Genomic DNA, 13,926 nt, shown 5'->3' on the forward strand with positions numbered 1-13,926 from the left:
GTCGGCATGCCGGGAGCGGCCTCGCGGTCCATGCGGCGCGGCGCCCGGAGCCTGTGCCCAGCGCCCGGCCGGGTCACGCCACGGTGGTGCGGCTGATCAGCACGTCGAGGCCGGGGCCGGTCAGATCGTCCGCCGCCGCGCGACGGCCCGCCAAAGCGAGCAGCAGGGCCTCCGCCGGGCCGCGGACCTCGATGCCGTCGCCGGACGTCCAGTCCAGGTCGGTCGCGACCGCGCGCAGACCGGTCAGCCGCCGGGACACCCCGATCGGCGGAGCGCGCAGCGACAGTTCCAGCGCCCGGCGCAACCGCGCCGCCGGGATCGTCCTCGGCAGCCCGAGCGGGCGGCGGATGTCCTGGTGATGGATCAGGCCGTCGAGAAATCCGACCATCCCGCCGAACTTGCCCAGGATCCGGCCCGGCTGCGGGTGCCGGCGCAGGACGCCGATCAGCTCCTCCGGCGCGCGCACGCGGTATTCGGCGAGCCCGATTTCGTTGGCCCGGCTCAGCGAGAGCCTCGCCCGGGCCAGCCGTCGCGCCAGCTGGCGCCCGCTCAGTTCGTCGTAGCTCACGACGTGGGCGACGACCGAACGAACGTTCCAGCCGGTGCACAGCGTCGGCTGGTCCCACTGCTCTGGTGTGAGCGTCTCCAGGAAGTCCGCGAAGTCGGCGCGTTCCTCGCGAGCCAGTGTCCGTACGTCCATGCCCTCCCCCGTCCGCGGCGGACACTCACCGTAGCAGCGCACCCGTCGCGTTCGCCGGGTTGATCAGGGCGGGGAACCCCAAAGTGGACCTCTCACCACATTCATCCGATCGGGTCGAATATACGCGGATGGATAACGCCGGGAATAGTCCGGCAGATCGCGAATACCCGTTCCGGAAACACCCGGACGGACGGCTTCGGCGAAGAATTTTCCGCCCCGGGTTAGCGCGATCGGCAGCGGGCATGCAAAGATGGCGTTGCCGCAGGCAGGAGGGGTTAAGAGGGTGGAATATTCCATTCCCCGGACGCCCGCCGCGGCCGCCGGAACCAGTTCCCCTCGGGGGCGGGCTGGGAACTGTGTTCCGGCACTTTTCCGGCGGACAAGAAAGGATGCGCAATGACCGTTCCTGGCGCGGAAAATGCAGGCCAGGCATACCGTCGGACAGAAAAAACGGACATTGGCGACGACAGACCGTATGCCGTCGCCGTGAGTCAACGCCCCGGCCGGGTGACAGTGACGTTTCACGAGCCGGGCATGCCCCAGCCGGCGCCGGTCGCACCCTCGCCGCGGCCGAGCACCAGACCGGCCTATCCGTCGTGGAAGACCGCGCGGACGGCGGTCGAACTGGCCGCGCGGCAGCCGGACGGCGGGACCCGGCCGTGGCAGCTGATCGCGCTCCTGCTGATCCTGCTCGCCGGCGCGACCGCGATCGTCTTCGCGACCGCCGGCGTCCTGGCCGGCCTGGCCACCGCGGGCGGAGTCGCCCTCGTACACGTCACCGGCGCCGTGCTGCGCAAGCAGCACTCCGCGAACCGGGACGCCTGACCACCCTCGAAGCGGACGCCGGCGGCGGCTCACGGCCGCCCGCGTTCTGCGCTCCCGGTGCCCGGCCGGGCAGGGCCGGGCACCGGGAGACGAGGTTGCCGTTCTGGATTGGTTTCGGGGCCCTGCCGAGTGCTGGCGACGGCAGGGCGGGGAGCCCTGCCGCATCGGGTTGCGCGAGTTTGATTCGCGCCCCGGCTCGACGCGACTTCGCCTTCCGGTGGTTCGGCTCCAGCCCCGCTCTCGGCCGACTCCGCCTAGTTGGCGTGGCTCGGCCCCTCGACACGGCGCGGCCAACCTCGCCTCTCTGACCGCGCTCGTGCGGCTCGCGAGAACCGGCCCGCTGGGCTGGGCTGGGCTGGGCTGGGCTGGGCTGGGCTGGGCTGGGCTGGGCTGGGCTGGGCTGGGCTGGGCTGGGCTGGGCTGGGCTGGGCTGGGCTGGGCTGGGCTGGGCTGGGCTGGGCTGGGCTGGGCTGGGCTGGGCTGGGCTGGGGAGACAGTCGCCCCGCCAACCCGGATCCGCAACCCTCAGCCGCGACCGGCAACCGGCAGGCTCAACCAGCACAGGCTCAACCAGCAACCGCAGTGCGCAGTCGCCGAGCCGCGACCCGGCCCGCCCTCGTCCCGCAGACCGCCCCTCCGCGCCCAGGCAACCGCATCCCGAAGCGGCGCAAGCAGCACTGCACCGAACAGCTCAGCCGCTCAACCGCCCGCCAGGTGTTATCAATTGCAGACACCCCAACCCGTCCCACACCCTAAAAACCACGAAAAAAGCACCATCACCCCACCACGACAACGGAATTCACATCACCACTTCGAAATTGCACGTGCGAAAGCACCACCCAATGCACGAGAAGTGTCCATTCAGGTGAAATCCCCGACCTGCAGCGCCATTGATCCACCAGCCCACTACCCTCAGGAATATTCCGAACACATTCCGTACTTCGCGGAATATTCCATTCACTCACCGAAAACGAGAAAACGAGGGGTTGCAGTGGACGCCTACGACCCGCACGAGCAGCAGCACCCGAACCACGTCCCGGCGGCCGGGCCGGCGGCGGGGTTCCCGGACGGCGCCTGGCGGAAACCCTCCGCCTGCGGGCCGAATTCCGGCAACTGCGTCGAGGTCAACCTGGCCGGGGACGGACTGGTCGGGGTGCGGGACAGCAAGATCGGCGACTCCCCCGTCCTGGTCTTCGACCGGGGCGAGTGGGCACGGTTCACCGAGGCCGTGCGGCGCGGGGAATTCGACGGCTGACCAGGCACGACAACCGCAGCACCTGCCGAAAACGCCGTGCACCTTGCGAAAAAGGCGCCGACCCGGAGTATTGCCCGCCGGGTCGGCGCATTATCATCGGAGGTTCTCACATCGGCCCCTGGACGAAATGACGGAGCCCCTGGTGACCTCCCCGATCCGGCAACCGCCGCCGTCCCTGCGGACCCAGCGTTCCCGGCTGGGCTCCCGGATCCTCAAGTGGCGCACCGCTCGCGGGCTGACCCAGGTCGACCTCGCCGACGGGATCGGCTGCAAGCAGCCCAAGATCCAGAAAATCGAATCCGGCAAGGCGGGCACCCGGCCGGAGGACCTCGAGCGGATCGTCGAGGTGCTGGAGATCCCGCCGGCGGACGCCGACCAGCTGCGGGAACTCAACCGGGCCAACGATCCCTCCGCGCGCCGGGCCGAGCGGAGGATGATCACGCCGCAGTGGTTCCGCGAGGTCCTGGAACGCGAGCAAGCGGCGGCGGAAATCCTGAGCTGGACCGGGAATCGCATCCCGGGACTGCTCCAATCGGAGTATTACATGCTCGCGCAGTTCCAGGCCAGCCGCCAGGAGCGGGTCACCGACCGGGTCGCCGAACGCAAGGCGCGGCAACGGCTTTTCGACGCCTGCCCGGGTCCGCGGGCGGTCTTCATGATGGAGTACAGCTGCGTCGAGAAGCTCGTCTACGGCACCAAGGCCAGCATCGCCACCGATCAGCTCGAGCACATGATCCGGATCGTCGAAACGCATCCCTTCGCCGAGGTCCGGATCCTCCCGCGCGACGCGGCCGCCTACCCGGACGAGGACTTCACCATCCTCCGCTTCGGCCATCCCGACCTGCCCGATTTCGCTTACCAGGAAAGCAAAGTCAAGCTCATCACCGTGCCGAGGGGCCAGGACGAGTTCGCCTCCTACGAGGAGTCGTGGGAAGCCCAGCTCGCCGCGACCCTCTCGCGCGACCAGTCCCTGCAATACCTGAAGGAATGGGCGAGCCGTTGCGCGACGCCCGCCCGCTGACCAGCAGTCCCTCACGAAAGGAACAGCCACCGGTGGCCGACGAACCCTTCCCGCCTCCCGGGGTCGACCTCGACCACCCGAGCGTCGCGCGGGTGTACGACTACTACCTCGGCGGCACCACGAACTGGACGATCGACCGGGAGTTCGCCGACGAGGTGATCCGCGAGTTCCCGCTGATCCGCCCGATCGCGAAGGCCAACCGGCTGTTCCTGCACCGGCTCGTGCGCCACCTGGTGAAAAAGGGCGTGCGGCAGTTCGTCGACATCGGCTCCGGCGTGCCGACCATGGGCCACGCGCACCAGGTCGCCGACGAGCTCGCGCCGGGCGAGAGCCGCGTCTGCTACGTCGACTACGAACCGGTCGCCGTCGCGCATTCGGAAACCCTGCTGCGCGAGGCGGGCGACCTCGACCGGCACGCGGTGATCCACGCCGACATGCGCGATCCGGAACGGCTGTGGGGCCAGATCGCGGCGACCGGCGTGATCGACGTCGAGAAGCCGCTCGCGCTGCTGCTGATCGCGGTGCTGCACGTCCAGCAGCCGCCCGCCGAGGACAGCGGCGGCACCGAGGACCTCGGGCCGTCCATCGTCGCGCAGTACCGCGATCTTCTCGTCCCCGGCTCGTTTCTCGCCCTCTCGCACATCACCGACCAGGGCGTTCCCTCCGACGTGGACGCCGGGCTGGTCGAGCTGAAGCAGTTGTACGACCGGTCCAGCAGCCCGGTGATCTGGCGTTCGCGCGAGGAGATCCAGGCGCTGTTCGGGTCGTTCGAGATGCTCGAACCGGGGCTCACCTGGACGCCGTCATGGCATCCGGAGGAGTCCGGCGCGGGCGCGCCGCAGGTGGAGTTCCAGACGCCCGCGCATTCGGTGATCCTGGCCGGAGCGGCACGGAAGCCGTAATTCGCTCGCTCCGCGTCCGCGCCGCTGCGACCATCGACGCATGCGCACGAGCACTGTGGCGGACCGGATCCGCGAGGCCACCGTCTTGCTCGGGGACGGACCGGACCGCCACCGCTACCCCGACCCGACGGGATGGTGGCGTGCGCCCGAATTGCTGCGCGAACTGGGTCCCGCGCTCGCCGCGCTGTTCGCCGGCGAACGGCCGAACGTCGTGCTGGGCCCCGAATCCCGCGGGTCGCTGCTGGGTCCGCTGGTCGCGGTGGAACTCGGCGCGGGCTTCGTCGAGGTGCGCAAGAACCGGTACCCGGCCTGCGATTCCGACCGGTGGCTCCAGCGCACCTCGCCGCCGGACTACCAGGACCGGCACCTGCGGCTCGGCTTCAGCCGCCGCCTGCTGCAAGCGGGCGATCGCGTGCTGCTCGTGGACGACTGGATCGACACCGGCGGCCAGGCCTTCGCCGCACAAGCCCTGGTCGCCGACGCCGGAGCGACGTGGGTCGGCGTCGCGGTGATTGTCGACGGGCTGCGTCGCCACGAGCCCCGACGGCAGCTCCGCGTGCGCTCCCTGCTGCACTCGCGCGACTTCTGATCACCGGAACGCGTCGACGCTGCGGCTGACCCACGAAGCGAACGAGGTCGCCGGACGGCCGAGCACCTTCTCGACGTCAGAGCTGCTCCGGATCTCCTCCGCAAGCGGCTTGCCGAGGATGTCGAGCGTGCCGTCGGCGACCGGTTCCGGCATCTGCTGCACCATCTGCTCGCGTGCCTGTGCACGGCCAAGTTCGACGAATTCCAGCGGCTCGCCAAGGGCCGCGCCGAGGATCTCCGTACGCTGCCGTGGGCTCGTCGCCTCCGGTCCGGTGAGGACATACGTCTGTCCGGCATGGCCGTCCCCGGTCAGCGCGGCCGCGGCGGCTTCGGCGATGTCGAGCGGGTCCACCGCCGGGAGCGCGATGTCGCCGAACGGCGAGAAAACCTTGCGCTGGGCCCGGATCGTCGGGATCCACGCGAAAGTATTGGTGGTGAATCCGCCGGGACGGAGGACTGTCCACTCCAGACCGGACGACCGCACCGTCTCTTCCAACGCGGCGAGCGGCGCGTGCGAAACCGCGTGCGGGCGAGTTCCGGCGGCCTGCGACGACTGCAGGACGACCCGCGAGACGCCAGCCTCGGCCGCCGACCGCAGGACAGCTTCCCCGTCGACGTGCGCGCCCGCGCCGGAGACCAGCAGAAACAGTGCGTCCGCGCCCTTCAACGCAGGGACCAGGCTGCCCGCGTCCGCCAGATCGGCGACCATCGAGGTCACCCCGGGCAGTGCAGGCGGCGGGGACGTCACGCCGCGCGAAACGGCGGTCACGGCGTGCCCGGCTCCGGCCAGGGACTCGACCAGCAGGCGGCCGACGTTGCCCGTGGCACCAGTGACGACGATCATGGCTTGCTCCTCAGCTAGGGGTCGAAAGCGACACAGCGAGGCTAAAAGCCGCCGTACAGTAGGTTCCCCAGGGAAAGTATTGGAGCCGCATGACCACCACCGCGCGGATCGGCGCCGATCCGCTCGCCGCGTGCCGGATCAGCCCGGCCGTCGACCTGCTGTTCAGCCGGTGGACGACCCCGATCCTGTGGACGCTCAGCCAGTCCGGTCCGGTGCGGTTCGTCGAGCTGGAGCGGCGGCTCGGCGCGACCGGGAAGGTCCTCACCCAGCGGCTCCGGCAGCTCGAACGCGACGGTTTGGTGGAGCGGCGCTACTACGCCGAGGTGCCGCCGCGCGTCGAGTACGAGATCACCGAACTCGGCCGGAGCCTGTCGCCGGTCTTCGCCGCGCTCGCCGAGTGGACCGACGAGCATCTGCCCGCCGTCGAGAGGGCCCGCGACGCGTATACCGGGCCGCTTCCGCGTTAGAGCTCGTGAGTGCTGGCGCCGGTTCTAACCGGCATAACCACTCACGACACCCCAGCTACCCGGCGAACTGCTCGTTTCCCAGCACGCCCAGCAGCTGGATCTTCTCGAACGCCTCGCTGCGCGGCGGCGCGGTCAGCACGAGCAACGCCTGCGACTGGTCCTCGGTGAACAGCACCTGGCAGTCCACCTCGATCTCGCCGAGCTGGGGATGCACGAGCACCTTGTGGTCCTCGAACCGTTTGGCCACTTGGCGTTCTTCCCACAGCCGCGCGAATTCCGGGCTCTCCCGGGTCAGCGCGCGCACCAGTTCGCCCGCCCGCGAGCGCGGCCCCATCGACCCGTGCACCACCCGCAGGTTCGCCACCAATGCGCGGCTTTGCCGGTCCCGGTCGTGCGCCGGATAGACGAGCCGCTCGTCCGGGTTGGTGAACCACCGGTAGATCTCGCTGCGCGCCAGTCCGGTGTACTGCGATCGGTCGCCGTACAACGCGTCCGCGAACCGGTTCTGCACCAGTACTTCGCCGAGGTTCGACAGGATGAGCGCGGGCGTGTCCGACAGCCGGTCCAGGACCCGCATCAACGCCGGAGCGACGTGGGTCGCCGCGACGATCGGTGACGGTGCGTTGCGGCCGGCGAGGTGGAACAGGTAGTCGCGCTCGTCGTCGGTGAGCCGCAAAGCCCTGGCCAGCGACGCCAGCATCTGCTCGCTCGGCTGCGGTCCGCGTTGCTGTTCCAGCCGCGTGTAGTAGTCGGTGGACATCGCCGCCAGCGCCGCGACCTCCTCGCGCCGCAGCCCCGCCGCTCGCCGCCGCGCACCGGCGGGCAGCCCGACGTCCTCGGGCCGCAATCCCTCGCGACGGCTGCGGAGGAAGGCAGCCAGCTCAGCTCGATCCATGGGTCCAGTATCCGGCGGGGCCGGCGCGCCAGCCAGGGATCGCCGATCCCCCGATATGCGGTCTCTGCCGCCGCGACGCCGGCCGGCCGAAACTCAGTGGCATGAACATCACCGGAAACACCGTCTTCATCCCCGGCTCGACCAGCGGCATCGGCCTCGCTCTCGCCCGTGAACTGCAGGCGAAGGGCAACACCGTCATCGTCGGCGGACGGCGCACCGAACTGCTCGCACGGATCGCCGCCGACAACCCCGGTCTCGACACCGTCCAGATCGACACCAGCGATCCGGCGAGCATCGAAGCCGCGGCCAAGGAGGTGCTCGCGAAGCATCCTGAGCTGAACGTGCTCGTCCCGATGGCGGGCATCATGCGCGTCGAGGACTGGCACCGTCCGGAGTCCTTTTTGGATAGTGCGGAAGCGACGCTGGCCACCAACGTCCTCGGCCCGATCCGGCTCATCGCCGCGTTCGTCGAGCACCTGCAAACCCGCCCGGACGCGACCATCCTCACCGTGTCGTCCGGTCTCGCCTTCGCGCCGCTGAAAGCCACGCCGAGCTACAACGCGTCCAAGGCCGCGATCCACATGCTCAGCGAATCACTGCGGCTGCAACTGGCCGACACCTCGGTGAAGGTCGTCGAACTGGAGCCGCCGTCCGTGCGCACCGCGCTCCTGCCCGGACAGGAGGAGAGCGAGTTCGCGATGCCGCTGGACGCCTTCGTCAGCGAGGTCATGACGCTGCTCGAAACGCAGCCGGACGCGACCGAGATCCAGGTCGAGAACGTCAAATTCCTCCGCTACGGCGAGGCCCGCGGCGACTACCGCCAGGTGGTGGCGATGCTCAACGCCGCGGACCCGCACGGGAAGTGAGTCAGAGATACAGCACGGCGGTGAGCACCATGCCGCCGAGCGCGACCACCCAGGTGTAGGGCAGCGTCGAGGCCATCGCCCGCTCCGGCCGCACGCCGGAGTACTGCGCCGCCCACACCGTCTGGGTGCTGGTCGGGTCGGAGACGCCGAACACCTGGTTGTACGAGGCCATCAGCCCGACCACCGCGGGCAGCGGGTAGATGCCGCCGGTCACCAGCACCCCGGCGACGCCCGCGCCGAGGCCGAACACGTTGAGCGGCCCGCGAAACAGGCACAGCGGCACGAGCAGCACGAAGACCACCACGAACCAGACCGCGCCGGACGGGCTGATCGCCGACACGATCGGCGTCAGCGCGTTCTTGGCGCCGGGCAGTTTCACCGCGGCGAGCAGCATGCCGATCGCGACGAACAGCGCGATCGGCGGAGCGGCCACGTCGAAGGCCTTGTACAGCGAACGCAGCGCGCGGCCGTTCAGTTCGCCCCATTTCGTGGTGGTGACCAGCCCGTACAGCACTCCGGCCAGCAGCGACGGCACGATCGGCACCGCGAAGCCGAGCGCGAGCACGATCGGCAGCAACGGCGTGAGGAGCGCATACCAGGGTGCGTCGCCGCGACGGACGCGCGCCTTGGGCCGGTCGAGCTTCACCGCCCACGCGTGCCGCGCGCCGCGGCGGGTCTGGACGAGGACGTAGGCGATGCCGACCACCAGCGCCATCGGGAACAGCTTGATCATGATGGACTTGACGTCGGAGACCGGGGCGCCCAGCGCGTCGGAGAGGAACTGCCACACCGGGAGTTCCAGCGGCGAGCCCGCGGAGATGCCCATCAGGACCGTGCCGCCCGCGGCGACCGGGCGCACGCCGACCGCGATCATCGCCGGGATGCCGACCACCCCGGCCAGCATCGCCGCAGGAGCCGAACCGGTGATGCTGCCGCACAGGATCGACACCGCGAACACGCCGAGTGCCACCGCGGCCGGCCGTTCCCCGCCGAACTCGACGATCTTGCGCACCAGCGTGCCCGCGATGCCGGTTTCGTCCATCAGCGTGCCGAGCCAGGACCCGAGCAGCACGGCGATCATCGTGGACGCCAGGGCCGCGGCACCGGTTTGCAGGACGCCGTTGAGAATGCTGTTCTTCCCCTCGGCCAGCGGCGCCCCGGCGAGCAACGAGATGCCGACCGCCAGGAACACCAGTGCGAACGCCGTCGGCAGCACGCGGGTCAGCATCAGCACCACGCCGACCGCCATCAGGACCAGAATCGCGATACCCATGGTCAGTTCCCTCCGGCGAGCGCGGTGGTGAGCAGCAGCGGGCTGACGCCCAGGCCGCTGCGGTGGTGTGCGAAGCGGTGCGCGACGATCTCCTCGGCCCCGGCGACGTGCCCGCGCACGCGGAACGGGCCGAGCCGAAGCGCGGTGTGGCCGAGTCGCCGGTTCAGCTCGCGGACGTCGATGCGGTGGTGCGCTTTTTCGTGGGCGACGGCCGCCGTCCGCAACGCCTCCCGGGAGACTTGGAAGCCGTGCTCCGCAGCGAGTTTTGCCAGGCGGGCCAAGGAATCCGGGTACACCGTGACGGTGCCGCCGCGGTGTTCGGCGACCAGGATCTCTCCGCGGCCGACGCCGCCCTCGCGCTCCACGACGGGCACGTCCTCGTCGGGTTCGGCGGCCAGTTCGTCGCCGTACGCCAGGGCGATCGCGGCCCATTCGCGGAGCTGTTCCTCGCTGCGGTTCTCGTGGGTGGGCGTCGCGCGCAGCAGGCCGACGGCCAGGTCCAGGTCGGTGGTCACCGGCGGTCCTCCAGGATCAGCACGACCGGTTCGTCCGCCGCGCGGGTCTTGACCTCGGCTCCGGCCAGCGCGACCAGCTGGTCCCGGTCGAGCACGCCGGACAGGTCGGCGATTTTCGGCCCGGCCAGCAGCCATACCGCCGGTGCCCGGGAACCGCCGTCGCCGTAGCGGGTGTGCTGGTCGGCCAGCGTCGCCAGGCGCGCCGGCGCGGAACCGGCGTCGGTGTGCTCCACAATGGAACCGGTGCTGTGCAGGCGGATCACGCCCTCGCCGTCGACCACGCGCACCTGCTCGACCGGTTTCGCGAACCGGCCGAGGAATCCCGTGCGCCGCGCTTTCGCGCCGAAGACCCGGTGCTGCGCCGTCCCGTCCAGCTCGCGCACCTCGCCTGGCCGGACGCCGATGCTGCGCGCGACCGCTGCCCGGATCGCCAGGTCGTCCACAGTGGAGGATCGGTCCTTGGTGCGCAGCTCGGTCGCCCCGGTGGCCACCGCGCGCACCAGATTGCGCCGCGGATCCACCGTCACGTCCACCTCGACGCCCGCCGGATCCGCCCCCTGGGCCACGACCGCGGACTCCGCCTCCGTGCGCACGGCGAGAATGTCCGCATTGGACGGACTCGGCACGATCCGTTCGACCGATTCCCGCACCAGCGCGAGCGCCGCGCCGAGCGGGCTGATGACCTCCGCGTGCGCGGCGATCCGCCAGTCGCGCAAGGACTTTTCGCCGAGGAACGGCGTGACCGACGCGGCCCCGCCACCTCCGCCGACCAGCGTCGGCCGCTCCAGCCGGTACTCGGCGATCAGCCCGTCCACGACCGCGCGGACGGGTTTGACCGCCTGTTCCAGCACGGCTCGCGCGGCCTCGTCGACGGTCGCGCCCATCGCCGCGGCAAGCGGCTCCAATGCCAACCGCGCCGATTCGCCTTCCGCGTGCGCGTAAGCGTCATCCGGAACCACGCCGAGCGCGTTCGCCGCGCAGGTGAGGGTGAGCGCGCAACGACGACCGCCGGACAGCTCCAGCGCGACGTAATCCGCCGGGTCGTCCGGCCTCGGCGAGACCGTGACCAGCTTGGCCCCGGCGAGCGCGGAAGCAGGCTCGAAACACGCGTACGGCAAACCAGCGATGTGCGCGCTGCGCGGCCCGACCTCGGTCACCGCGCGACCGGAGAACCGGATCAGCGAACCGCCGCCGACGCCGACGGTGCGCACGTCAAGCGCGGGCAGGTACGTCTCGTGCCCGCCGAGATGTGCGTGCCGGACCTGAACCCGGCCGCGCCGGATCACGCTGACGTCCGTGGAAGTCCCGCCGGTTTCCAGGAAAACGCCCTCGCTGAGCTTCTCCCCCATCAACGCACCCGCCACGCCCGCGGCCGGTCCGGACAACGCGGTCAGCAACGGACGGCGCCGCATCTCCGGCAACGACATCACCCCGCCGTCGCCGCGCACGACCATCAGCGGCGCGGTGATGCCAGCGCGCTCCACACTGGCTTCGACCAGATCCGCCGTCGACACCATCCGCGGCATGATCCCGGCGTTCAGCACCGCCGTCCGCGCCCGTTTGGTCAGCCCGTACAGGCCGGTGATCTCGTGCGTCGCCGTCGCGAGAACGCCGCGTTCCCTCGCCGCGGCGGTCACCGCCCGCTCGCCCTCGGGATCGTCCACGCTGAACGGTTCGACGGCGACGATCACCTCGGCGCCCTGTTTGGCCAGGTCGTCGACCGCGTCTCCGGCCGCTGCGAGATCGGTGACCGGCGCGAACCGGACCGGCATCCGGCGGCCGGGAGCCAGTTCCGTCTTGCCGAGCGCGGAGAGCCGCCGGGTGGCGAACGCGTCGAAGCCGGTGCCGATGCCCGCGATGCCGACCGTCGCCACGTCGCCTTCCAGCAACGCGTTCGTCGCCTGAGTGGTGCCGTGCGCGAGGAACGACACTTCACCGCCGACTTCCGCCTGCAGTTTCTCCAGCGCTTCGAGGATGCCGTGGGCGACCCCGTCTTCGTGGTCGTGGCTGGTCGGCACTTTCACTTGGCCGAGCAGTTCGAACGTCCGCGCGTCGACGGCCACAGCGTCGGTGAACGTGCCGCCGACGTCGATGCCGACGCGCACGGGACCGGGATGGAACGCCATTGTCCGCACCTCCTGGGGGAATCGTGGTCAGTAGCCGCGGACCTCGGGCCAGCGTCGTTCGACGCCGGCGCGGTCCAGCACGCGGGCGAACTCCGCGAACCGGTCGTCGCGGACCTGGTGCGGCTGCAGCCTTTCGCGCAGCGCGAAGCCCGCGAGATGGCCGGCGACCTCGCCGACGTTCCACTCCACGGGGTGCAGCCGGTGACAGCCGTTGGTGATGTGCGTGGTGCCGATGTTTTTTCCGGCCGGCAAAAGGTTTCGCATCCGGCGCGGCAGCAGCGCGCCCAGCGGGAGTTCGAACGGGACGCTCGGCACGTCGATGTAACTGTCCCCGGCGGTCGACGGGTGCAGGTCGATCCGGTAACTGCCGATGCCGACCGAATCCTCCCGCCGCTTCCGGCCGGTCGGACCGAGGATGTCGAGGGAGACGTCCTGCTCGACGATCGTGGTGACGGCCTGGATCCGCCTCGCCTCGCGCACGTATGCGGACTTCGCCAAGCCGTCGTCAGTCCCGACGATGTCCGGACGCAGCTTCAGCCCGGGGAAACCAGTGCCGCCGTCGAGTCGCGGCGCCTCGGTCTGCAACCAGTACAGGACCGACAGCGAAAGCTGTTTCGCCTCGTAATGCGCACGGGCGACGTCCTCGGCGGTCGTGACGCCGTCGATCTCCAGCGCGGGCCGCAGCCAGTAGTCGTTGAGCGGCCAGTTGACCAGCGTGATGTCGGAGTCGAACGCACCCGGCCGGTGCAGTTTGCGGGCGAGGATCCGGCGAAAGCCCCACAGCTCCTTGTCTCCCGCGTCGGCGCTCTGGTCGGCGCTCACCGCCAGCGGGTCCGTCTCCGGGTTCGGGTCGAAGGACCGCGGCACCGGTTCCAGCGACCGCGGGTCCGGGGCCAGGAACCCCAGCAGCGGGCCCGGCCAGAACTCCGGCCGGTACTCGCGCCATCGGCGGTACAGCTCAGGCCGGTCGATCGTGTGGTTCTCGCCCGCGTGATGGGACAGCGCGAAACAGTAGGTGATGCCTTGGAGATTGGCCGGGTCGGCCGCCTCCGGCGCATGCGGTTCGCCGTGCTCGGACTGGGCTTCGGCCCCGACCGAGAACTCGGTTCCGGTCAGCGGCAGCAGGTCGCCGTTCTCCGTAGCGTCCAATGCGTACTCGGCGCGGACCGTCGTGCGAGCGCCGTCCGGCCCTTCGAAGACGACCGCCTCGACCCGGTCGCCGGTGACGTCCGCGGCGACCGGCCGGTGTCGCAAAAGGACAGTCAACCGGCCCGACGAACGATGCGGCGCCAGCATCGCTTCCAGCACCGCGAGCGCGACTCGAGGCTCGTGGCACAGCTTGCTCACTCGACCCGCACCAGGGTTCAATTCCTTGAGCGCCGAGGCTTCCGCGCGCAAGGGGTAGTGCCGCCGGTAGTAGTCGCGCACGCCCTCGCGGAACTGGCGATACGTCGCGGTCCCGCCGAACTGCTCGATCCACGGGTTTTCGTCCGGGGGCACCGCTTGCGCGGTGAACTGGCCGCCGAGCCAGTCGGTTTCCTCGGTCAGCACGACGCGGTGTCCCGCCGAAGCGGCGGCAAGCGCGGCAGCGACGCCGCCCACTCCTCCGCCGGCGACGAGAATCTCCGTGCCGAGTTCAGCCATGCTCT

At 70.3% G+C, this 13,926-nt stretch carries 14 protein-coding genes; 7 read left to right on the forward strand and 7 right to left on the reverse strand.

All coding sequences use genetic code 11. From position 1 onward, the window contains the following. Window positions 1-73 precede the first annotated feature (73 nt). Window positions 74-700 (reverse strand): maleylpyruvate isomerase family mycothiol-dependent enzyme, encoded by a 627-nt coding sequence (locus L3Q65_RS22480; RefSeq protein ID WP_237600734.1) that lies wholly within the window; start codon window positions 698-700, stop codon window positions 74-76. Window positions 701-1,234: 534 nt separating this feature from the next. On the opposite strand from L3Q65_RS22480, the gene L3Q65_RS22485 reads away from it, so the two are divergent. From L3Q65_RS22485 to L3Q65_RS22505, 5 genes are all read left to right on the forward strand, one after another. Next, complete coding sequence (locus L3Q65_RS22485) at window positions 1,235-1,525, forward strand: hypothetical protein (RefSeq protein WP_182894107.1); 291 nt, start codon at window positions 1,235-1,237, stop codon at window positions 1,523-1,525. Window positions 1,526-2,516: 991 nt separating this feature from the next. Further along, window positions 2,517-2,780, forward strand: a complete 264-nt coding sequence (locus L3Q65_RS22490) for a DUF397 domain-containing protein (RefSeq protein ID WP_237600735.1) — start codon at window positions 2,517-2,519, stop codon at window positions 2,778-2,780. A gap of 142 nt (window positions 2,781-2,922) precedes the next feature. Beyond that, the gene (locus L3Q65_RS22495) at window positions 2,923-3,801 is read left to right on the forward strand and encodes a helix-turn-helix transcriptional regulator (protein ID WP_237600736.1); all 879 of its coding nucleotides are present in this window, start codon (window positions 2,923-2,925) and stop codon (window positions 3,799-3,801) included. Between the two features lie 32 nt (window positions 3,802-3,833). Further along, window positions 3,834-4,703: an SAM-dependent methyltransferase gene (locus L3Q65_RS22500; protein ID WP_182894105.1), complete on the forward strand. Its 870-nt coding sequence runs from the start codon at window positions 3,834-3,836 to the stop codon at window positions 4,701-4,703. Between the two features lie 40 nt (window positions 4,704-4,743). Beyond that, window positions 4,744-5,292 (forward strand): phosphoribosyltransferase family protein, encoded by a 549-nt coding sequence (locus L3Q65_RS22505; RefSeq protein WP_237600737.1) that lies wholly within the window; start codon window positions 4,744-4,746, stop codon window positions 5,290-5,292. Here L3Q65_RS22505 and L3Q65_RS22510 read toward each other — a convergent pair whose 3' ends face one another. Beyond that, window positions 5,293-6,135 carry an NAD(P)H-binding protein gene (locus L3Q65_RS22510; RefSeq protein ID WP_237600738.1) on the reverse strand — a complete coding sequence of 281 codons (843 nt, stop codon included), beginning with the start codon at window positions 6,133-6,135 and terminating at the stop codon, window positions 5,293-5,295. A gap of 89 nt (window positions 6,136-6,224) precedes the next feature. Here L3Q65_RS22510 and L3Q65_RS22515 point away from each other — a divergent pair, with 89 nt between their 5' ends. Beyond that, window positions 6,225-6,602, forward strand: coding sequence for a helix-turn-helix domain-containing protein (locus L3Q65_RS22515; RefSeq protein WP_237600739.1), 378 nt, complete (start codon window positions 6,225-6,227; stop codon window positions 6,600-6,602). 55 nt (window positions 6,603-6,657) lie between these two features. Here the strand turns inward: L3Q65_RS22515 and L3Q65_RS22520 are convergent, their stop codons facing one another. After that, complete coding sequence (locus tag L3Q65_RS22520; protein WP_182894102.1) at window positions 6,658-7,497, reverse strand: helix-turn-helix transcriptional regulator; 840 nt, start codon at window positions 7,495-7,497, stop codon at window positions 6,658-6,660. A gap of 101 nt (window positions 7,498-7,598) precedes the next feature. Between L3Q65_RS22520 and L3Q65_RS22525 the strand changes: the two genes are divergently transcribed. Beyond that, window positions 7,599-8,363: an SDR family oxidoreductase gene (locus L3Q65_RS22525; RefSeq protein ID WP_182894101.1), complete on the forward strand. Its 765-nt coding sequence runs from the start codon at window positions 7,599-7,601 to the stop codon at window positions 8,361-8,363. 1 nt (window position 8,364) lies between these two features. On the opposite strand, the gene L3Q65_RS22530 is transcribed toward L3Q65_RS22525, so the two are convergent. Genes L3Q65_RS22530 through L3Q65_RS22545 form a run of 4 tightly spaced genes read right to left on the reverse strand, consistent with a single transcriptional unit; the run spans window position 8,365 to window position 13,921 of the window. Continuing rightward, the gene (locus tag L3Q65_RS22530) at window positions 8,365-9,636 is read right to left on the reverse strand and encodes a transporter (protein WP_237600740.1); all 1,272 of its coding nucleotides are present in this window, start codon (window positions 9,634-9,636) and stop codon (window positions 8,365-8,367) included. Window positions 9,637-9,638: 2 nt separating this feature from the next. Then, the gene (locus tag L3Q65_RS22535) at window positions 9,639-10,151 is read right to left on the reverse strand and encodes a hypothetical protein (RefSeq protein WP_237600741.1); all 513 of its coding nucleotides are present in this window, start codon (window positions 10,149-10,151) and stop codon (window positions 9,639-9,641) included. Next, complete coding sequence (locus tag L3Q65_RS22540; protein WP_237600742.1) at window positions 10,148-12,277, reverse strand: hydantoinase/oxoprolinase family protein; 2,130 nt, start codon at window positions 12,275-12,277, stop codon at window positions 10,148-10,150. The genes L3Q65_RS22535 and L3Q65_RS22540 overlap by 4 nt, the downstream gene beginning before the upstream one ends. Window positions 12,278-12,304: 27 nt before the next feature. Further along, the gene (locus tag L3Q65_RS22545; RefSeq protein ID WP_237600743.1) at window positions 12,305-13,921 is read right to left on the reverse strand and encodes an FAD-dependent oxidoreductase; all 1,617 of its coding nucleotides are present in this window, start codon (window positions 13,919-13,921) and stop codon (window positions 12,305-12,307) included. Window positions 13,922-13,926 lie beyond the last annotated feature (5 nt).

Origin of the sequence: Amycolatopsis sp. FU40, from assembly GCF_021903635.1 — a bacterium.
In the GTDB taxonomy this organism is placed as follows: Bacteria; Actinomycetota; Actinomycetes; order Mycobacteriales; family Pseudonocardiaceae; genus Amycolatopsis; species Amycolatopsis dendrobii.